Below are 18,409 nucleotides of genomic sequence, written 5' to 3' on the forward strand. Positions count from 1 at the left end.
GCACCGTGGAGGGATAGCCTGCTGGAGAGCAGTGGCGAGGGAACGGAGCGAGCGGTGACCGGACGCGGCCTGTACGAGCGGGAAGAGCTGACCGAGCGCGCACGGCTGGCCCTGGACTCCCTCTGCGAGGGGTTCAAGGCGGGCGGCACCGACCTGGGCAGCCTGCTGCTCTACCGGGGCGAGGCCGGGCTCGGCAAGACCGCCCTGCTCGCCGAACTGCGGCAGAGCGTGGTCGGCCGCACCCCCGCCTGCACGGTGCTCAGCGCCCGCGGCGGCGAGCAGCAGCGCAACGTCCCGTTCCACGTGGTGCGGCAGCTGCTGCAGCCCGCGCTGGCCAAGCTCAGCGAGCCGCAGCGGCGGGAGCTGTTCGAGTCCTGGTACGACGTGGCTGCCCCGGCGCTGGGCATGGTCGCGCCGTCCCACGGCATGCAGTCGGACCCGCAGGGCGTCCGGGACGCGCTGGACTGGGTGATGGCCCGGTTCTCGGTCCGGCACGGTCCGCTGGTCGTGCTGGTCGACGACCTGCACTGGGCCGACCTGGAGTCGCTCACCTGGCTGACCGCCTTCTCGGCCCGGGTGCCGAGCCTCCCGCTGCTCGCGGCAATGGCTTTCCGGCCGGAGGAGATGCCGGTCGAGGGCGAGCAGTTGGCCGTCGCCGCGGCCGGCGCGGGCAATCTGATGCAGGTGAACAGCATCGGCCCGGAGGCGGTCGCGTCGCTGGTCCGGCAGGAGTTCGGCGAGGACGCCGACGACCTGTTCTGCCACCAGTGCTGGTCCATCACCGGCGGGGTGCCGTACGACCTGGTGACCCTGTTCGGCAAGCTGCGGGACCGTCAGCTCAAGGCCGTGGACGAGAACGTCCCGGCGCTGCTGGAACTCGTCGCCGCGGGCCGCGGCCCGGCCATCGCCCGGCGGCTGGAGAAGTTCGGCCCGGACACCTACCGCTTCGCCTACGCCGCCGCGGTCCTGGACAACGAGATCGACCCGGCGGTCGCCGCCAGGGTGGCCGGGCTCAGCCCCGCGGTGGCCCGGTCGGCGATCGAGCTGCTGCGCGAGGAGCGGATCCTGACCACCGGCGCGCACGGCGGCGTGCTGGAGTTCGTCCACCCGACCATCGGCACCGCCGTCTACCAGTCGATGCTGTCCAAGGGCATGCGGACGGCGATGCACGGCAAGGCCGCGCAGGAGATCATCGACGGCGGCCGGAGCATGGCCGAGGCCTCCCGGCACCTGCTGGAGACCTACCCGGACGACATCCCCGAGGTGGTCGACCAGCTGCGGCAGGCGGCCAGGGAGCACCTCGGGGTCGGTGCGCCCGAGGCCGCCCGGCGCTGCCTGGAACGGGCGTTGCAGGAGCCGCCGCCGGAGGACCAGCGAGCCGAGGTGCTGCTCGAACTGGGCTGCTCCACCCTGCTCAGCGCCCCCGACATCACCGTGAACCACCTGCGGGCCGCCCTCGCCGCCGTCCCCGGGCTCGACGCCGACCACCGCGAGCTGGCCACGCTGCGCCTCGGCCAGGCGCTGGCGCACGGCCAGCGCGGCGTGGAGGCGGCCGAGGTCACCGGCGCCGAGATCGACCGGACCCCGCCGGGGCCGGGCCGGACCCGCTTGCAGGCGGCGCACTTCATGTGGCGGGCCTTCCTCCGCGAGGAGTCCGACGCCTTCGACCGGTTCCAGCGGCTGGCCGACCTCGACGACAGCCTGACCGGGGAGGACTCCGGCTCCCGCGCGGTCCGGGTGCTGCGGGCCTGGGACTTCACCCTGCGCGGCGAGTCGTCCAGCCAGGCCGTGGCCTTCGCCGAGTACGCCTTCGACAACGGCAGGCTGGCCGAGGGGATCGGCTGGACCAACACCACCTGGGGCTTCGAGATCCCCGCCCTGCTCGGCCTCAGCTACATCTACAACGACCGGCTCGACCGGGCCCTCGACCTCTTCAACGAGGCCGCCAGCGAGTTCGAGGTCTCCGGCTGGAGCGGCGGGCACCTGGCGTTCGCCAACTTCCTGCAGGGCTTCGTGCTGTTCCGCTGGGGACGGCTGCAGGAGGCGGAGACCTTCCTCCGGCTCACCCTGCGCAAGTCGGACCGGCTGGGCCGGGGCGGACCGCTGCAGTGGGACACGGTCGGCGTGCTCTGCGACACCCTGCTCGCCCGCGGCCGGGACGAGGAGGCGGTGGCCCTGGCCCAGGAGTACTCCTTCGGTCCGCCGTACCCGCCGGTGATGGTCTTCCCGGACGCGCCCACGCTGTACGGGCGGCTGCTGCTCGCCCAGGGCCGGCGCGAGGAGGCCGCGGAGCACCTGGCCAGGGCGGGCGAGCAGCTGACCGCACGCGGCTGGCACAACACCGCGTGGGCTCCCTGGGCCGGGCACCTGGCCCAGGCCGTGTTCGCCGAGGACCCGGACCGGGCCCGCGCGCTGACCGACCAGGCGCTGGACCGGGCCCGGGTGATCGGCACCAGCTCGGCCATCGGCACCGCGCTGCGCTGGTGCGCGAGCGTGGCCGAGCTGCCGGAGGCGGTGGAGCTGCTGGCGCAGGCGGTCGCCCACCTGGGCCAGTCGCCGACCGCCTACGAGTACACCCTCGCGCTGGTCGACCAGGGGTCGGCGCTGCGCCGGATCGGCCGTCCCCGGGACGCGATGGAGGTGCTGGAGCGCGGCGTCGAGCTGGCGGTCCAGTGCGGTGCGGACGGCCAGTTGGCGCGGGCCAGGGCCGAGCTGGTCGCGGCGGGCGCGAGTCCGCACCGGCTGCGGGCGGTGGTGGCGAAGGTGCTCAACCAGGAGGAGCACCGGGCGGCCCTGCTGGCGGCCCGGGGCCTGCCGGCCCGGCGGATCGCCGAGGAGATGGGGATCACCGAGAGCGCGGCGAGCTGGCTGCTGGCCTCGGTCCACCGCAAGGTCGGCGCGGGACCCGAGGGCCTTTCGGCGGTTCTGGGCGTCGACGAGGAGTAAGCGGGGTAATCGGGGTAAGCGGTGGAATAGTCGGCGGCGACGACTCGTTGGCCAGGGTGTGCGACGGGGTGCCTGGGCGCCCCGGCCGCGTCCATGGTCTCGACACAGGAAGCAGGGCAGCGCCGATGAGCACGCTGGAGCTCACCAAGGACAACTTCAACGAGGTCGTCGAGCAGAACGGCTTCGTGCTGGTCGACTTCTGGGCGTCCTGGTGCGGCCCGTGCCGGCAGTTCGGCCCGGTCTACGAGAAGGCCGCCGAGGGCAACCCGGACCTGGTCTTCGCCAAGGTCGACACCGAGGCGCAGCAGGAGCTGGCCGCGGCGTTCGAGATCAGCTCGATCCCGACCCTGATGATCATCCGTGACCGCACGGTGGTCTTCTCCCAGCCCGGCGCGCTCCCCGCGCCCGCGCTGGAGGACCTGATCAAGCAGGCCCGCGCGCTGGACATGGACGAGGTCCGCCGCGAGACCGGCCAGACCCCGGCCGACCAGACCCCGGCCGAGGAGGCCTGAGCCTCGGCATCGGGCCGGGCAGGCTAGCCCCGGTGGGCTGACCAGGAGCGCTGCGGCCGGTACTCGACGATGGTCAGCGCGATCGCCACATGGCGGTCCACCAGTTGGTCCAGGCTCAGCGGCCCGGTCGGCCGGAACCACTGGGCGACCGCGTTGCACATCGCGATGACCGCGCGCCGCGCCTCGTCCGGGTACGGGGTGAGGAAGACGCCGTCCGCCACGCCCGCGTCGATGGCGTGGCGGAACAGGTTGGTGGCCTCGCCGTGCCGACGGCTGTAGCGGGCGAGCCGCTCCGGGTCGAGGTTGCGCTCCTCGGAGAGCAGGATGTTGCTCCGGGCCAGGTGTTCCGCCCGGAACCGGGTGGTCGCCGCGACCACCGCGGACAGCCGGTCCGCCGGTTCCGCGCCGACCTGGGCGAGCGCCTCCGCGCAGGCCGCGAAGTAGGTGTCCAGGCCCTCGTCGAGGATGGCGTGCAGCAGTTCCTGCTTGCCCGAGTAGTAGTGGTACATCGCCGAGAGGCTCATCCCGGCCCGCTGCGCGATGGCGCGGATGGAGGCGCTGCCGAAGCCCTGCTCGGAGAACTCCTGCCGGGCGGCCTCCAGCAGCGCGTCCTGTCCGGAGGGTCGCATCGGTTCGTCCTTGACTGATCGATCGTTCAGGTCTGTTCCGATCCTAGCCGGGATCACGCCGTGCCGACCGCTGGAATGGCATCGGTCACATCACTCCAGGGGGCTGGACAGCGATCCCCGGCATCCGTAACTTAACGATCGTTCGAGTTGCGGACCCCTGCCGGAGAAGCCACCCATGCCGTCAGCACCTGACCTGTCGCCCACCGCCGCCGATTCCGCTGCCGTCGACCCCGCCGCCGATCCCGACAGCGCCGCTGATCCTGCCGCGGTCTTCCGGGACGGCCTCGCCCACGGTGAGCTGCGCTACCAGCGCTGCCGCTGGTGCGCGACCCGCTCCGCCCAGCTCAGCCTGCTGTGCGCGACCTGCGGCGGCTCCGACTTCAGCTGGGAGCGCAGCAGCGGCCAGGGCCGGATCCACCACCTCCCCGCGCCCACCTCGGCGGGCCAGGTCGAGCGCACCGCGGTGGTGGAACTCGACGAGGGCTTCCGGATGAGCGCGCAGCTCGCGGCCGTCCCGGCGCACCGGCTCTGGCCCGGCGCGGCAGTCCGCCTTGAGGTCGCCGACGAGAACGGCGCCCTCCGCCCGATGTTCCGCCCCTACGCAGCCTGAACCAACCACCCGCCCGCCGTCTGCTCGGACCCCCGGACGCAGCAGCCCCGCTGGCGTGCGCTGGTGCCCGCCCGTTAGCTGAGAGAAGGTCAGTTTCGGCGGAGGGGGCACCCATGGGCTCGACGGTGGCGGACGTACCCGGGGCCCCGGCCCCTGCCCCCGGCCCCCGGCCCGCCGGAACACCGCGGCACCGGCTCCGCTCCGCGCTCGCGGCCCTGCTGGTCGTCGTCGGCTGCGTGCTCGCGCCGCTCTCGGTGCTCGCGGTCTGGGTCAGCAGCGAGGTCGGCAACACCGACCGCTACGTGGCCACGGTCGCCCCGCTGGCCTCCGACCCGGCGATCCAGGACGCGATGGCCGACCGGATCGCCAGCACCGTGTCGCAGCAGTTGAACCTGCCGGAGCAGATCACCGATGCCGCGCAGGGCCTGCCGCCGAAGCTCGGCAACCTGGTCGACGCCCTGGCCCAGCCGATCTCCGGCGGGGTCGAGGGCTTCGTCCACAAGGAGGCGACCAAGGTCGTTACCAGCGACGCCTTCGAGACCGTCTGGACCGACGCCAACCGGGCCGCCCACACCGCCGTGGTCACCTTCCTGACCGGCGACGACAAGGGCGCGGTGCAGACCAAGGGCGCCGATGTGGTGCTCGACCTGGGCCCGCTGGTGGACCGGGTCAAGCAGACCCTGGTGGACGACGGCTTCACGCTCGCGGCCAAGGTGCCCGCGGTGGACACCCACTTCGTGCTGTTCAGCTCCACCGCGGTGCCCAAGGTGCAGAAGGGCTTCCACCTGCTCCGGACGGTGGGCGTCTGGCTGCCGGTGCTCGTGCTGGTGCTGCTCGCGCTCGGCGTGGCGCTGGCCCGGCGGCGCAGGCGCTGCCTGGTGGCCTCGGCGCTGGGGGTGTGCGCGGCGATGCTTGTGCTGGCGGTGGGGCTGGTGATCGGTCGGCACATCCTGCTGGGCGGACTGCCCGACTCGGTGTCGACCCCGGCCGCGGCGGCGGTGTTCGACACCGTGGTGCACTTCGTCCGGGTCTGGCTGTGGACCGGGTTCGGGCTGTTCGCGCTGGTCGCCCTCGGCGGCTGGGCGGCGGGGCCGAGCCGCCCGGCGACGGTGCTCAGGGGCCGCCTGCGCTCGGCGCTGGGCCGGGCGGGCTGAGCCGGCGTCAGCACGCCGGTGGCCTGCGGGACTGCGGTGTTGTCAGTGGCAGTGGGTACTGTGCTTACCAGGTGTGGGACACAGTGTCGACCTCGGTGGGATGTCTGTGCGAAGAACGGGCATGGAACCAGGAGAGGCCGCGCTGCCGTCCCGTACGGCACAGGAACGGAGCACGCCATGTCGACCGCAGTGGAAACAATCGCACAAGCCACCTGCCGTCTCTGCCCGCCGGACGGCGGAACGGTGGTGGCCACCTACTCGGGGGACGGCCCCGCCAGGGTCGCGGGCGACCGCGCCCGCGAGGAGGCCCGGCTGAGCGGGGTCGCCCACCACGACCACTACGACCCGGCGCTGGACGCCTTCGTGGTGGTCCGTCACCTGATCTAGGCCCCCGCGCAGGCCCCGTCCGCTCTGGCGCTGGTAGAGCGGACGGCCGCGGAGTCGATCAGCCGGTCAGGCGGTCGGCAGTTCAGCCGGTCAGTAGTAGAGGTCCGGCACCACCCGTGTGCCCGCCGCTGTCGCTGTGCCGATGCCCAGGCACATGAAGACCGCCAGGGCGGTGAATGCCGCGAACGTGCGCAAACGGGACACGCGATCTCCCTGAGATGAATGTGAACGGTGACGGGGGCCTGCCGACCCCTGCGTCGGTCCGACGTCGCGTGCTCAGCATTCACTAACAAGTCGATAAAGTTCCATCTCGATCCGTAAATGTCCCCCGTATGGGGCCAACGGCCGGTATGCCGCTGACGAGAACGGGCGAAAGTCGACATTCGCCGCCGCATTCCTGGTGTGCGTCCGCTGTGAGGATCAGGCAAGGTGGTGAGCAGCGGGCAGGGCGGGGACAGCGCGCAGCCCCATGAACGGTTCGGCGAGGAGCAGCGGGTGCCGGAGGACAGCGAAGCACGGGGGTCGGTCACCCCCGGGCTGCTCGGTCATGCCGAGCCGGTGGGCACCACCCCCGCCTCCCTGGAACCGGCCCCTGCCCCGGAGCCCGAGGAGCCGTCGGAGCCCACCGAACCGTCCGAGCCCGAATCCGCCGCCCCTGCCACGGCGAAGCCCGGTACCGGAGCAAAGCCCGCCGCCGGAACCACCCCCGTCGCCCCCGCCAGGACGAAGCCCGGCGACGAGTGGGCCGCCCTCGAATACACCCCCGCCGCCGGGACCCCGGTCTCCGCGCTGCGGGTCGGCGCCCCCGGCGCCGCGCCCTGGCCGGACCGGATGCGCACCCTGCTCCGCACCCCGATGTCCGAACGCCCCGCGTTCGAACGCAGTCACCCGGCCGAGCCCGCCGAGGTCGGCCCCAACGTGCCGAGGGTGCTGGACCTGACGCTCCGTATCGGCGAGCTGCTGCTCGCCAGCGGGGAGAGCGCCGAGGACGTGGAGGCGGCCATGCTCGGCGTCAGCCACGCCTACCACCTGGACCGCTGCGAACCCCAGGTCACCTTTACGCTGATCTCCATCTCCTACCAGCCCTCGCTGGTCGACCCGCCGGTCACCGCCTCCCGGGTGGTCCGCCGCCGGGGCTCCGACTACACCCGGCTCGCCTCGGTGTACCGGCTGGTGGCCGACATCACCGGCGAGCACGCCAGCGTCGAGGACGCCTACCGCCGGCTCGCCGAGATCCGCCGCAACCGCCACCCGTACCCCGGCTGGGTGCTCTCGCTCAGCACCGGCCTGCTGGCCGGGGCCGCGACGCTGCTGGTCGGCGGCAAGGCCGACGCCCAGGCCTGGCTGGTGCTCGCCGCCGCCTTCGTCGCCTCGGTCATCGGCGACCGGCTGGCCTGGGCGGTCGCCACCCGCGGCCTGCCGGAGTTCTACCAGTTCGTGGTCGCCGCGATGCCCGCCGCCGCGATCGGCGTGCTGCTCACCCTGGACCACTCCAACCTGCGCGGCTCGGTGGTGATCACCGGTGGGCTCTACGCGCTGCTGCCCGGCCGCGCCCTGGTCGCGGCCGTCGCCGACGGCCTCACCGGCTTCTACATCACCGCCGCGGCCCGGCTGCTGGAAGTCCTCTACCTGGTGGTCGGCATCGTCCTCGGGGTGCTGCTGGTGCTCTACCTCGGCGTCAAGTTCAGCGCCTCGCTGCATCCCGAGCAGGCTTTCGCGGGCGCGCCCTTCCCGGTGCTGCAGCTCCCGGCGGCGATGGCGCTGACGCTGTTCTTCGCGGTGCTGCTGCAGACCAACCGCCGGGTGCTGCCGGTGGTCACCCTCTTCGGCGGCATCGGCTGGGCCGTGTACGGGGTGCTCACCGTCCAGGCCGGCATCTCGCCGATCATCGCCACCGGCATCGCGGCCGGGACGGTCGGCCTGTTCGGGCAGCTCGCCTCGCGCTACCGCTACGCCTCCTCGCTGCCGTACGTCACCGCCGCGCTCGGCCCGCTGATGCCGGGCTCTGTGATCTACATCGGCCTGCTCTCGCTCGCCGAGGGAGAGCCGTTGGCCGGTCTGGTCGCGATCAGCCGGGCCGCCGCGATCGCGCTGGCGCTGGCCGTCGGGGTGAACCTCGGCGGCGAGGTGGCCCGGCTGTTCCTCCAGATCCCGCAGGGGGAGGGGCCGGAGATCGTCCGCCGGGCCGCGAAGCGCACCCGCGGCTTCTGACGCTCTGACAGACAGACCAGACAGCCACAGCCAGACAGCCGGCACAGGAGGGAGGAACAGCACCGTGTGGCAGCACATCTGGGACGGCTACCAGCACCACATCCAGGACCCCGGCAAGCAGCCGCTGTTCCTGGTCCTGGTCGGCTTCATCGGCTCGTTCCTCTTCATCCGCTTCAGCGTCCGGATGATCCGGGCCCAGGTGCGCTGGTGGCCCGGCAACGTCACGCCCGGCGGACTGCACATCCACCATGTGGTCTTCGGCCTGTTCTTCCTGCTGGGCGGCGGCATCGGCACCTTCGCCACCGCGGGGACGCACCCCTGGCTCGACGTCTTCGGGCTGGTCTTCGGCATCGGCTGCGGGCTGGTGCTGGACGAGTTCGCGCTGCTGCTGCACCTGGAGGACGTCTACTGGAGCGAGCAGGGGCGCAAGTCGGTGGACGCGGTGATCATCGGGATCCTGTTCACCGGGCTGCTGCTGGTCGGCTACCTGCCACTGGGCGTCACCCCGGACAGCAACGTCCGCTGGGGCCTGATCGCGATCATCTGCACCAACGCCCTGTTCACCGTCACCACGCTGCTCAAGGGCAAGTTCTGGAGCGGGATGATCGGGATCATGGTCCCCGGCGTCTCCTGGATCGCCGCGATCCGGCTGGCCCGCCCCAACAGCCCGTGGGCCCGGTGGCGCTACACCGGCCGTCCGCGCAAGTACGCTCGCGCGCGGCGCCGGGAGGGCCGCTGGCACCGGCGCGGCGACACCGCCCGGCGCTGGCTGTTCGACCTGATCGCAGGCAAGCCCACGCCGCCGGGCGTCCGCCCCACCCGGGCCCACCTGCTCGCCGAGCGGGTGGCCGAGCGGGTCGCCGAACGCATGACGGCCCGGTACGAACGCCCCGGCCTCCCGCTGTATCCGCTGTACCCGTCGTCGGCGGACGAGCAGCGGGTGCGGCGGCTGGCCCGCCTCAACCGGCTCGCGGCCCGCCGGGCCGCGGTCACCGACCTCGGCCCCCGGCACAGCCCGCCCAAGCCCCCGGCCGTCCCCCCGGCAGCTGCGTCCGCCCGAGCCGCCCAACGCGCGGCCCGCCGTGCGGCGGCGACCACCCGCCGCCGCACCACCTCAGCCGGCCGCCCCCGCCCCTGCCGCCGCCGCTCAGCCTGACCCCGGCGGGGGCGGCGGCCACCGCTGTGCGTCAGACGTTGTCGTTCGTCCGCCACCACCGTTCGTCCGCTACCGCCGTTCGTCCGACGTTGTCGTTCGGCCTGACGTCGCCGTCGGCGGGACGCCGTTCGGACTGACGGGCCGTCACCCACTCGGCGTCGCCGTTCTGCGTCGAGGCCGTCCCCGTGCCAAGACTGGAATGTCCGGGACCGCGAAACGGGAGGCAATCCGCATGCTCGTCGGCACGCCGCACACACCCCGCACACCCGATGCCCCGCATACCCCCGGGACGCCACCCCCGCCCGGCACGTCCCCGTCGTCCGCCACCCCGGCCACCCCCGGCACGTCCTCGCCCACCATCCCGACCACCCAAGCCACCTCTGCCACCCCCGGAACCTCCCGCGTGCCCCGCGCGCCCCGCGCCCCCCGGCGCGGCTCGCTGCTCCTCGCCACCGCCCTCGCGTTCCTCGCCGCCGCGCTTCCCGGAGCGCCCCGCGCCGCCGCCGACGATCCGTCACCCGCCGCCCCCTCCGCCACCGCGCCTTCCGCGCCGTCCGCGCCTTCCGCCGCGGACGTCCGTGCCGCTCAGGACAACGCGACCCGGCGCGCGGCCGAGGTCGCCGCCGTCGAGGCACAGCTCGCCGCCGCCCAGCAGGCCGAGCAGAACCTCGACATCCAGGCCGAGCAGTCGGTGGAGGCGTACAACGGCGCCCGGGTCCGCCAGCAGCAGGCCGAGGCCGACTCGGCCCAGGCGGCCACCGAGGCCGCCACCGCGGCCGTCCGCCGGGAGACGGCCCGTCAGGCGGCGGCGGCGCTGGCCGTCGCCCAGTACCGGACCGGCCTGCCGCCGGCCCTCGGCGCGGTCCAGGGGCTGATGCGGGTTCAGGACCTGCACAGCGCCGAGCTGCAGGAGGAGGCGCTGCAAGCGGTCCAGCTGCAGGCGGCGAGCGTGGCCGCCGCCGCGGCCGACACCGCCGCCGCCGCGGCCACCGCGTCCGCCGCCGCGGCCCGTGCCGCCACCGCCGCCGAGCAGGCCGCCGCCGTCGTACGGCAGGCTGCGGCCAAGGTCCAGGCCGAGCTGGCGGCCCAGCACACCGAGGTGGCCCGGATCGCCGCCCAGCGCGGCGCCCTGCTCGCCAGGCTCGCCGCCGCCCAGCAGGTCTCGGTCGCCCTCGCCACGCAGCGTCAGCAGGCGCTGGCCGCCGCGGCTGCCAAGGCCGCGGCCGAGGCCGCCGCCGCGGCGGCCCGCCAGTCCGCGGACGCGGCCCCGTCCGGCACCGGGACCCCCTACCGCGCGGGCGACGCCTCCGCCGCGGTGGCCTTCGCCCGCGCGCAGCTCGGCCTCCCCTACGTCTGGGGCGGCGCGGGCCCGGACGTCTTCGACTGCTCCGGCCTCACCATGCGCGCCTGGCAGCACGCGGGCGTCAGCCTCCCGCACTTCGCCGCCGACCAGTACGCGAGCTCGACCCCGCTGTCCTACCACCAGCTGCGCCCCGGCGACCTGGTCTTCTGGTCCCACGACGGCAGCCCGCAGGACATCTACCACGTCGCCATCTACCTCGGCGGCGACCAGATGATCGAGGCCCCCCGCACCGGCGACGTGGTCAAGGTGGCCAGCCTCTGGATCATGGGCACCCCCGACTTCTACGCCCGCCCCCGCCCGTCCGGCGCCTGACCGTTCCGACGGACCGGTCAGAGCCCGGTGTCGGCCAGGCCCCGGTACTGGGCGAAGGCTTCCTGGGCGTCGGGGAGGTGCAGCCACCGGCGGCGGATCACCCCGCCCCGTTCCACGACTGCCAGCACGTGGTCTTCCTCGTCGACGCGCTCCACCAGTTCGGCCATGGTGCCGACGATGCCAGAGGCTGCTCAGCGCCTCGTCGTCCGGTACCTGGTCAGGATCACGCCGCCGGGAGACGTCCGGGTCTCCACCAGGTCCAGGTTGACCCAGCTGTCCAGCGCGGTGAAGAACGGGGTGCCGCCGCCCACCAGGACCGGGTGGGTGGCGATCACGTACTCGTCGATCAGCCCGGCGCGCATCGCCGCCCCGGCGAGCGTCGCGCCGCCGACGGTCATCGGGCCGCCGTCCTCGGCCTTGAGCCGGGTGATCTCGGCGATCGCGTCGCCGGTGACCAGGCGGGTGTTCCAGTCGACTGTGTCGAGGGTCGAGGAGAACACCACCTTCGGCGTGTCCCGCCAGTTCCGTGCGAACGCGATCTGCGCCGGGGTGGCGTCGGGCCGCTGGTCGCCGGTCGGCCAGTAGGAGCTCATCGTCTCCCACAGCTTGCGTCCGTACAGGGACAGTTCACTCGCCTGCTCGTGGTCGAGCCACCACTGGAACAGCTCGTCGTTCGGCGGTCCGCTCCAGCCGATGTCGTCGCCGACCGCGGCGATGTAGCCGTCCAGGGTCAGGTTCATGCCGCAGATCAGTTTCCGCATCGGCCCAGCCTTCCATCCGTGGGTCTCCGGTGTATCGGACGAGCGCGGCGCGGGAAACTCATCGGTGCCGAGGAACGCCCTGCGCGCCGGGCGGCTGAGCAGGCTCCGCGAGCGCTGACGCTGCCCCGGCCCGGTCGGCGGGCAGGCGGCGCACGTCCTCCCAGGCGATGCGGAGGCGCTCCGGTGAGCCGTTGAGCCGGTCCGGCACCCCGCCGGGGGCCGGTACCGCGTCCGCTTCGACCCGGGCGCCGCCGAGGGCCCGGTAGAACCGCTGGGCGGCGGTGTTCTGCTCCAGCACCCAGAGGTACATCGCGTTCCCCGTCGCCCGCTCGGCGACGGCCTCGGCGGCGCGGGTCAGCAGCGCGGCGCCCACACCGCCGCGCTGCCGGCCGTGGGCGACGTGCAGATTGTCGACGAGGCTTCCCCAGCGGCTGTCGGCGTCGAAGACCGCGTGGACGAAGCCCACCAGGCCGGGGCCGTCGTCCTCGGCGACGAGGGTCAGGCTGCCGGTCGGGGCCGGGTCGGTGAGCCGGGCGGACCAGACCGCCCGGCGCTCGCCGACCACGTCCCCGTCGAGATAGGAGTCCGCGTAGGCGCCCCGGTAGTGCCGCCGCCAACTGTCGGCGTGCAGCAGCGCCACCCGCTCGGCATCGACGGGAACGGCGGCGCGCAGGCGCAGTGAGTCCACCGGGCGTCTCCCTCAGCCGAGCTTGGTGAGGTAGCCGGCCAGGGCGTCGTACGACTGCCGGGCGCCGTACTCCATGCCGGAGGCGACCATGCTGTCGCGTTCCTCCTTGGTGTCGAAGCGGATGGTGCTGGTGACGGTCGTCCGGCCGTGCTCCTCCGTCAGTTCCAGCGACTCCAGGCAGACATGGCCGGGCATGCCCTCGTACTCGAAGGTCCGGACGATCCGCTCCGGGGCCAGGATCTCCCGGTACTCGCCGCGGAAGGCGTACTGCTCGCCGTCCGGCGTGTGCTCGACGAAGCGGTAGGCGCCGCCGGGGCGGAAGTCCAGCTCGCAGTCGAGCGGGTTGCCCCGGCCCCACCAGTGCCGGAGGTGCTCGCACGACGCGTGCGCCTCGAAGACCAGCGCGCGGGGTGCGTCGAACATCCGCACCATCGTGATTTCCAGGTCGGACGGCAGGGTCACCGTCAGGTCGTGGTCGCTCATCTCTCTCACTCCTCCTTGTTCTGGAGTTGCTGCAGGTACTCGCCGAGCTGGTCGTAGCGCTGCTCCCAGAACCGCCGGTAGCCGGCGGCCCACTCGGCCACGTCGCGCAGCGGTCCGGCGTCCAGGCGGCACGGCCGCCACTGCGCCTCCTTGCCGCGGGTGATCAGCCCGGCCCGTTCCAGCACCTTCAGGTGCTTGGAGACAGCCTGGAGGCTGATTGGGAACGGCTCGGCGAGCTGGTTGACCGTTGCCTCGCCCTCCGCGAGGCGGGCCAGCAGGGCCCGCCGGGTGGGGTCGGCGAGGGCGCTGAACACCTCGCTCAGCCGGTCCGCCATCTGCCTGCCGCCGCCTCTCTCAACCGTTCGGTCAATCAACCCATCGGTTAATCAACCTCTGAGTTGAATATGCGCCGCCTCGCCGTTCCTGTCAACCCCTGACCGCGCGCGGTTCAGGACGTGGCGAGGAGGTCCAGGCGCCAGTCGTTGCTGTGCATCAAGCGGCCCGGCGGGAACTCGAAGTCGCACGGGCCGACCAGGGAGAAGCCGACCCTGCGGCAGATCGCGTTCGACGCCGGGTTGTCGACCGAGGGGAAGGCGTGCAGGTGCCGGTGCCGCCCCTCCGCCCTGGCGCTCCCGACCACCGCCGCCGCGGCGGCGACCGCGATGCCCCGGCCCTGGAACGACGGCAGCACGCTCCAGCCGGTCTCGTACACCGGCTCGTCCCGCCAGACCCGGTCCCAGTGGCCGATGGTGCCGACCGGCACGGCCTCCGGGAGCAGCAGCACCAGGAACATGTGCGTCCGTCCCCGTTCCCCGGCGGCCGACCCTACCGGCGGATGGGGGAGACTGACTGACCGGAGCCCGGCGACCGCCGGTGGAGGCAGGCGAGAGGGAGACCCATGGTGAGCGCCCCGGCGTTGGCGGAGCTGCGGGAGGTCTGCCAGCCGCAGGCGAAGCTGCGGAGCCGCAACGGCGAGCACTGGGCCGGGCGGCTGTACATGCGGCGGATCTCGCTGCACACCACCCGGCAGCTGGTCCGCACCCGGGTCACCCCCGACGCCCTGACCTGGACCATGGTGGTGTGCGGGATGGCGGCCGGAGTCGCCCTGCTGATCCCCGGCCTGGCCGGGGCGCTGCTGGCGGCGGTGCTGTTCCAGCTGTTCCTGCTGTTCGACTGCGTGGACGGCGAGGTGGCCCGCTGGAAGGGGCAGAACAGCGCGACCGGCATCTACGTCGACCGGCTCGGCGCCTACCTGGCCGACGCGGCGCTCCTGGTCGACGTGGCCAGGGCACGCCGCGGGCTGCCGGTGGCGGACGACGAGGCCAGTCGGCCGCGCTCCACCGGGATCGCCTCGGTGCGGCGGCTGGCGTCGGTGCTCAAGATCCACCGGATCACCAACGGCATCGAGGCGTCCCTGCTGCTGGCCGCCGCCGTGGTCGACACCGCGGTGGACGGCCACCGGCCGACCCAGCTGGCAGTGCTCGCCGTCGCGGCGGTCACCTGGGTGATGGTGGTCGCCCACCTCACCTCGATCCTGTCCTCCTCCCGGCTCCGCTGAAACCGTCCTGACGGCCCGTTGAGTAGCTGACCGCGAGGCCCGGCCAGGGGCCGACCGGGAGGGACGACCCAGGCCTTGGCCACACCGCCTACGAGACCGGCCTGGTCGTCCCGGGCCGCCACCCGTAGCGGCAGCACGCAGAACAACCCAGAAACGCAGGAACGCCACCCCCGAGAGGGTGGCGTTCCGGTACGGACGGAGCCTGGCGCGGAGCGCGTCAGTGCTGCTGGCCCGAGTCCGCGAGGCGCTTGATCGAGTTGACGATCTCCTCCTCGGCCTCGACCCGGCCGACCCAGTGCGCGCCCTCGACCGACTTGCCGGGCTCCAGGTCCTTGTAGACCTCGAAGAAGTGCTGGATCTCCAGGCGGTCGAACTCCGAGACGTGGTGGACATCGCGCAGGTGCTCCCAGCGCGGGTCCGAGGCCGGGACGCAGAGCAGCTTGTCGTCGCCGCCCGCCTCGTCGGTCATCTTGAACATGCCGATCGCGCGGCACTTGATCAGGCAGCCGGGGAAGGTCGGCTCCTCCAGGATGACCAGCGCGTCCAGCGGGTCGCCGTCCTCGCCGAGGGTGCCCTCGACGAAGCCGTAGTCGGCCGGGTAGCGCGTCGAGGTGAAGAGCATCCGGTCAAGGAAGATACGACCGGTTTCGTGGTCGACCTCGTACTTGTTCCGTGAACCCTTCGGGATCTCGATCGTGACGTCGAACTCCAAGGCTCCTCCAATGCGAGACGTTTGCAGCCAATAGTGTCTCCTACGGCAAGGAGTGCTTGGGAAAGGGGCAGGTCCGGATGGGTTCGTGGTGGGAACGCGGGGTGCGTGCGTACGCGCTGGCGCCGGTGCGCGGGGTCGCGCTGACCGCAGGCGGAGTGGGGCTCGCCCTGGCGGTGGGCAGCGTCGCCGCCGCCGGGCCCTGGCAGGGTGGACGCCGCGTGGCCGAAACCGAACGGGTGAAGTCGCAGGTCAGCGCCGCGGTGACCACGGTCGTCCCGAGGCCGGTGCCGTCGCCGAGCTGGCTTCCCGCCCCGGACGTGCTGCAGCCGGCCGGGTCGGTCGCGCCCGCCCCGGCCGGGGACGCAGCGGCCACCGCCCCGGCGCCGCAGGCCCCGGTCCCCACCGGCCAGGGCCTCGCCGCCGCGCTGGCGGGGGCCATGGACGCGCCCGCCCTCGGCAAGGTCACCGCGTCGGTGCTGGACGCCGCGACCGGACGCACCCTCTACGCCTCCGGCGCCGCCACCCCGCAGACCCCGGCCTCCACCAACAAGATCGCCACCTCGGTCGCCGCGCTGTCCCTGCTCGGCCCGCAGCACCGGTTCAGCACCACCGTGGTCAGCCCGGCCCCGGGCCGGATCGTGCTGGTCGGCGGGGGAGACCCGACCCTCACCGCCGCCGCCGTGCACGGCGCCGACCCGCAGGCCAGCCTGGCCACTCTGGCCGACCGCACCGCCGCCGCGCTCAAGGCCACCGGTGTGCTGACGGTGGGTCTGGGCTACGACATCTCGCTGTTCTCTGCCCCCGCGCTGCACCCGATCGGGGTCAACGACAACATCGCCCTGGTCCAGGCGCTGACCGCGGACGAGGGCCGGATCAACCCGAACAGCACCGAGAACGCCCCCCGCTACGGCGACCCGGCCGCCACCGCCGCGGCCGACTTCGCCGCGCTGCTGTCCGCACGCGGGATCACGGTGAAGGGCTCCCCTGCCCCGAGCCCGCACACCGCGCCCGGCGCGAAGCCGCTGGCCCAGGTCTCCTCGCAGCCGCTCGGTGAGATCGTCGAGCGGATGCTCACCGAGAGCGACAACGACATCGCCGAGGCACTGGGCCACCAGGTCGCCCTGGCCTCCGGCTCGCCCGCGACCTTCGCCGGGGGAGCGGCGGCGGTGCGCAAGCAGCTGACAACACTCGGCGTCCCGCTCGGCGGCACCCGGCTGGTCGACGCCAGCGGCCTGTCCGAGAGCGACGTGATCCCGGCCGAGGTGCTCACCCGGCTGCTGCTGCTGGCCGCGTCCCCGGCGCACCCGGAACTGCGCCCGGTGCTCAGCGGGCTGCCGGTGGCCGGTTTCACCGGCACCCTGGACAACCGCTACGACAGCGACGGGAGCAACGCCGGCCTCGGCGTGGTCCGGGCCAAGACCGGCTCGCTGGAGACCGTCAACACCCTGGCCGGGCTGGTGGTGGACCGGGACGGGCGGCTGCTGGTCTTCGCCTTCATGTCGAACGGCAGCGGTGACGCCGCGTCGGCCCGGTCGGCGCTGGACCGGCTTGCCGGGCGCGTCGCCGGATGCGGCTGCCGCTGACGGGTAGGAGCACGTACCGTGGCAGACATGACGAGCCAGAGCGGCGGTGCGGATATGGCGGACGCGGCAGACGCGACAGGCATGGTCGACTGGAACCTCGCGGTGAGCACCGCGACCCGGCTCGCCCGGCCGGGCCCCGAGGTGACCCGGGAGGAGGCCCGCGAGGCGGTGGCGGAGCTGCACCGGCACGCGGCCGAGGCGGAGCAGCACGTCCGGGCCTTCTCCCGGATGGCGGCCCCGTCCGGCTCGGCGCCCGGCGGCACTCCGGTGCTGGTGGTCGACCGGCCGGGCTGGATCCGGGCGAACGTGACCGGCTTCCGCACCCTGCTGACCCCGCTCGCGGAGCGGATGCAGGCCCGTCGCGCGGCCGGTCCCGGCGGGGCGCTGGGCGGCGCGGTGCTGGGCTCGGTCGGTGGCAAGGTGACCGGCATCGAGCTGGGGATGCTGCTGGCCTTCCTGTCCTCCAAGGTGCTCGGCCAGTACGAGACCTTCGCCCCGGCGGAGGTCCCCTCCGACCTGTCCTCGCTGGAGGACGGGCACGCGGTGCAGCCGGGCCGACTGCTGCTGGTGGCGCCCAACATCGTCGCGGTCGAGCGCGAACTGGACGTGGACCCGCACGACTTCCGGCTCTGGGTCTGCCTGCACGAGGAGACCCACCGCACCCAGTTCACCGCGGTGCCCTGGCTGCGGGACCACATCGAGGGCGAGATCCAGGCGTTCCTGGCGCAGACCGACATCGACCCGGCGGCCCTGCTGGAGCGGATCCGGGTGGCGGCGGGCTCGCTGCCGGGCTTCGGCGGCGGCAACGAGGAGGCGGAGGCCGGTGCGGAGGGCGACAACGGCAGCCTGATGGACCTGGTGCAGTCGCCCGAGCAGCGGGAGATCCTGGGTCGGCTGACCGCGGTGATGTCGCTGCTGGAGGGCCACGCCGACGTGGTGATGGACGGGGTCGGCCCGCAGGTGGTGCCGACCGTCGCGGAGATCCGGGAGAAGTTCCAGCAGCGCCGGGCCAAGGGCACCGGGCGGCTGGACTCGCTGCTGCGCAAGGCGCTTGGTCTGGAGGCCAAGATGCGGCAGTACCAGGACGGCGCGGTGTTCGTCCGGGCGGCGGTGGACGCGGTCGGGATGGACGGCTTCAACCGGGTGTGGACGTCGCCGAACACCCTGCCGACCAAGGAGGAGATCCACAACCCGGCGGCGTGGGTGTCCCGGATCCACAAGTAGCCGGGCCCGGCCGGGAAGCGACGGGGGAGCGGGACGTGCCGAAAGGAGGGCGGGAAATGCGGTATCCGGGTGGAGAAAGGTTTCTGCATTCACCCGTCCGAGCGGACCCTTCCGTGGCGG

At 73.3% G+C, this 18,409-nt stretch carries 19 protein-coding genes; 11 read left to right on the forward strand and 8 right to left on the reverse strand.

Annotation, left to right across the window (positions count from 1 at the left end):
* The first annotated feature begins 54 nt into the window (after nt 1–54).
* Entirely contained in the window at nt 55–2,946 is a 2,892-nt protein-coding gene (locus tag ACEZDE_RS16610) for an ATP-binding protein (RefSeq protein WP_380537038.1), read from the forward strand.
* 125 nt (nt 2,947–3,071) lie between these two features.
* Nucleotides 3,072–3,458 carry a thioredoxin gene (gene trxA / locus ACEZDE_RS16615; protein ID WP_380537039.1) on the forward strand — a complete coding sequence of 129 codons (387 nt, stop codon included), beginning with the start codon at nt 3,072–3,074 and terminating at the stop codon, nt 3,456–3,458.
* Nucleotides 3,459–3,481: 23 nt separating this feature from the next.
* Here the strand turns inward: trxA and ACEZDE_RS16620 are convergent, their stop codons facing one another.
* Nucleotides 3,482–4,087 (reverse strand): TetR/AcrR family transcriptional regulator, encoded by a 606-nt coding sequence (locus tag ACEZDE_RS16620; protein WP_380537040.1) that lies wholly within the window; start codon nt 4,085–4,087, stop codon nt 3,482–3,484.
* A 175-nt stretch (nt 4,088–4,262) separates the two neighbouring features.
* Here ACEZDE_RS16620 and ACEZDE_RS16625 point away from each other — a divergent pair, with 175 nt between their 5' ends.
* The 6 genes from ACEZDE_RS16625 (at nt 4,263) to ACEZDE_RS16650 (ending at nt 11,280) form a co-directional block, all read left to right on the forward strand.
* On the forward strand, nt 4,263–4,697 hold the full coding sequence (locus tag ACEZDE_RS16625) for a Zn-ribbon domain-containing OB-fold protein (RefSeq protein WP_380537041.1): 435 nt from the start codon (nt 4,263–4,265) through the stop codon (nt 4,695–4,697).
* Between the two features lie 113 nt (nt 4,698–4,810).
* Complete coding sequence (locus tag ACEZDE_RS16630; protein ID WP_380537042.1) at nt 4,811–5,851, forward strand: hypothetical protein; 1,041 nt, start codon at nt 4,811–4,813, stop codon at nt 5,849–5,851.
* A 177-nt stretch (nt 5,852–6,028) separates the two neighbouring features.
* The gene (locus tag ACEZDE_RS16635) at nt 6,029–6,238 is read left to right on the forward strand and encodes a hypothetical protein (RefSeq protein WP_380537043.1); all 210 of its coding nucleotides are present in this window, start codon (nt 6,029–6,031) and stop codon (nt 6,236–6,238) included.
* Nucleotides 6,239–6,670: 432 nt separating this feature from the next.
* Nucleotides 6,671–8,449, forward strand: coding sequence for a threonine/serine exporter family protein (locus ACEZDE_RS16640; RefSeq protein WP_380537044.1), 1,779 nt, complete (start codon nt 6,671–6,673; stop codon nt 8,447–8,449).
* Nucleotides 8,450–8,513: 64 nt separating this feature from the next.
* Nucleotides 8,514–9,605 carry a hypothetical protein gene (locus ACEZDE_RS16645; protein ID WP_380537045.1) on the forward strand — a complete coding sequence of 364 codons (1,092 nt, stop codon included), beginning with the start codon at nt 8,514–8,516 and terminating at the stop codon, nt 9,603–9,605.
* Between the two features lie 403 nt (nt 9,606–10,008).
* Nucleotides 10,009–11,280, forward strand: coding sequence for a C40 family peptidase (locus tag ACEZDE_RS16650; protein WP_380537046.1), 1,272 nt, complete (start codon nt 10,009–10,011; stop codon nt 11,278–11,280).
* Nucleotides 11,281–11,297: 17 nt separating this feature from the next.
* Here ACEZDE_RS16650 and ACEZDE_RS16655 read toward each other — a convergent pair whose 3' ends face one another.
* From ACEZDE_RS16655 to ACEZDE_RS16680, 6 genes are all read right to left on the reverse strand, one after another.
* Nucleotides 11,298–11,447, reverse strand: coding sequence for a hypothetical protein (locus tag ACEZDE_RS16655; protein ID WP_380537047.1), 150 nt, complete (start codon nt 11,445–11,447; stop codon nt 11,298–11,300).
* Between the two features lie 24 nt (nt 11,448–11,471).
* Nucleotides 11,472–12,041 (reverse strand): dihydrofolate reductase family protein, encoded by a 570-nt coding sequence (locus tag ACEZDE_RS16660; RefSeq protein WP_380537048.1) that lies wholly within the window; start codon nt 12,039–12,041, stop codon nt 11,472–11,474.
* Nucleotides 12,042–12,099: 58 nt separating this feature from the next.
* The gene (locus ACEZDE_RS16665; protein WP_380537049.1) at nt 12,100–12,729 is read right to left on the reverse strand and encodes a GNAT family N-acetyltransferase; all 630 of its coding nucleotides are present in this window, start codon (nt 12,727–12,729) and stop codon (nt 12,100–12,102) included.
* A gap of 12 nt (nt 12,730–12,741) precedes the next feature.
* Nucleotides 12,742–13,212, reverse strand: coding sequence for an SRPBCC family protein (locus ACEZDE_RS16670; protein WP_380537050.1), 471 nt, complete (start codon nt 13,210–13,212; stop codon nt 12,742–12,744).
* A gap of 5 nt (nt 13,213–13,217) precedes the next feature.
* Nucleotides 13,218–13,547 carry an ArsR/SmtB family transcription factor gene (locus tag ACEZDE_RS16675; protein ID WP_380537051.1) on the reverse strand — a complete coding sequence of 110 codons (330 nt, stop codon included), beginning with the start codon at nt 13,545–13,547 and terminating at the stop codon, nt 13,218–13,220.
* Nucleotides 13,548–13,660: 113 nt separating this feature from the next.
* A complete protein-coding gene (locus tag ACEZDE_RS16680) occupies nt 13,661–14,005 on the reverse strand; it encodes a GNAT family N-acetyltransferase (RefSeq protein WP_380537052.1) in 345 nt (114 codons plus the stop codon).
* Nucleotides 14,006–14,110: 105 nt separating this feature from the next.
* Here ACEZDE_RS16680 and ACEZDE_RS16685 point away from each other — a divergent pair, with 105 nt between their 5' ends.
* On the forward strand, nt 14,111–14,770 hold the full coding sequence (locus tag ACEZDE_RS16685; protein ID WP_380537053.1) for a CDP-alcohol phosphatidyltransferase family protein: 660 nt from the start codon (nt 14,111–14,113) through the stop codon (nt 14,768–14,770).
* Nucleotides 14,771–14,987: 217 nt separating this feature from the next.
* On the opposite strand, the gene ACEZDE_RS16690 is transcribed toward ACEZDE_RS16685, so the two are convergent.
* Nucleotides 14,988–15,482 (reverse strand): inorganic diphosphatase, encoded by a 495-nt coding sequence (locus ACEZDE_RS16690; RefSeq protein ID WP_380537054.1) that lies wholly within the window; start codon nt 15,480–15,482, stop codon nt 14,988–14,990.
* A 77-nt stretch (nt 15,483–15,559) separates the two neighbouring features.
* On the opposite strand from ACEZDE_RS16690, the gene dacB reads away from it, so the two are divergent.
* The gene (gene dacB, locus ACEZDE_RS16695; RefSeq protein WP_380537055.1) at nt 15,560–17,065 is read left to right on the forward strand and encodes a D-alanyl-D-alanine carboxypeptidase/D-alanyl-D-alanine endopeptidase; all 1,506 of its coding nucleotides are present in this window, start codon (nt 15,560–15,562) and stop codon (nt 17,063–17,065) included.
* 27 nt (nt 17,066–17,092) lie between these two features.
* Complete coding sequence (locus ACEZDE_RS16700; RefSeq protein ID WP_380537056.1) at nt 17,093–18,289, forward strand: zinc-dependent metalloprotease; 1,197 nt, start codon at nt 17,093–17,095, stop codon at nt 18,287–18,289.
* Nucleotides 18,290–18,409: the final 120 nt, after the last annotated feature.

The organism is Streptacidiphilus cavernicola, from assembly GCF_042510955.1.
Classification (GTDB): Bacteria; Actinomycetota; Actinomycetes; order Streptomycetales; family Streptomycetaceae; genus Streptacidiphilus; species Streptacidiphilus cavernicola.

Coding starts and splice junctions, on each gene's coding strand:
- trxA (WP_380537039.1), top strand. CDS start 3,072: ATGAGCACGCTGGAGCTCACCAAGGACAACTTCAACGAGGTCGTCGAG.
- ACEZDE_RS16620 (WP_380537040.1), bottom strand. CDS start 4,087: ATGCGACCCTCCGGACAGGACGCGCTGCTGGAGGCCGCCCGGCAGGAG.
- ACEZDE_RS16625 (WP_380537041.1), top strand. CDS start 4,263: ATGCCGTCAGCACCTGACCTGTCGCCCACCGCCGCCGATTCCGCTGCC.
- ACEZDE_RS16630 (WP_380537042.1), top strand. CDS start 4,811: ATGGGCTCGACGGTGGCGGACGTACCCGGGGCCCCGGCCCCTGCCCCC.
- ACEZDE_RS16635 (WP_380537043.1), top strand. CDS start 6,029: ATGTCGACCGCAGTGGAAACAATCGCACAAGCCACCTGCCGTCTCTGC.
- ACEZDE_RS16655 (WP_380537047.1), bottom strand. CDS start 11,447: ATGGCCGAACTGGTGGAGCGCGTCGACGAGGAAGACCACGTGCTGGCA.
- ACEZDE_RS16660 (WP_380537048.1), bottom strand. CDS start 12,041: ATGCGGAAACTGATCTGCGGCATGAACCTGACCCTGGACGGCTACATC.
- ACEZDE_RS16670 (WP_380537050.1), bottom strand. CDS start 13,212: ATGAGCGACCACGACCTGACGGTGACCCTGCCGTCCGACCTGGAAATC.
- ACEZDE_RS16675 (WP_380537051.1), bottom strand. CDS start 13,547: ATGGCGGACCGGCTGAGCGAGGTGTTCAGCGCCCTCGCCGACCCCACC.
- ACEZDE_RS16680 (WP_380537052.1), bottom strand. CDS start 14,005: ATGTTCCTGGTGCTGCTGCTCCCGGAGGCCGTGCCGGTCGGCACCATC.
- ACEZDE_RS16685 (WP_380537053.1), top strand. CDS start 14,111: ATGGTGAGCGCCCCGGCGTTGGCGGAGCTGCGGGAGGTCTGCCAGCCG.
- dacB (WP_380537055.1), top strand. CDS start 15,560: ATGGGTTCGTGGTGGGAACGCGGGGTGCGTGCGTACGCGCTGGCGCCG.
- ACEZDE_RS16700 (WP_380537056.1), top strand. CDS start 17,093: ATGACGAGCCAGAGCGGCGGTGCGGATATGGCGGACGCGGCAGACGCG.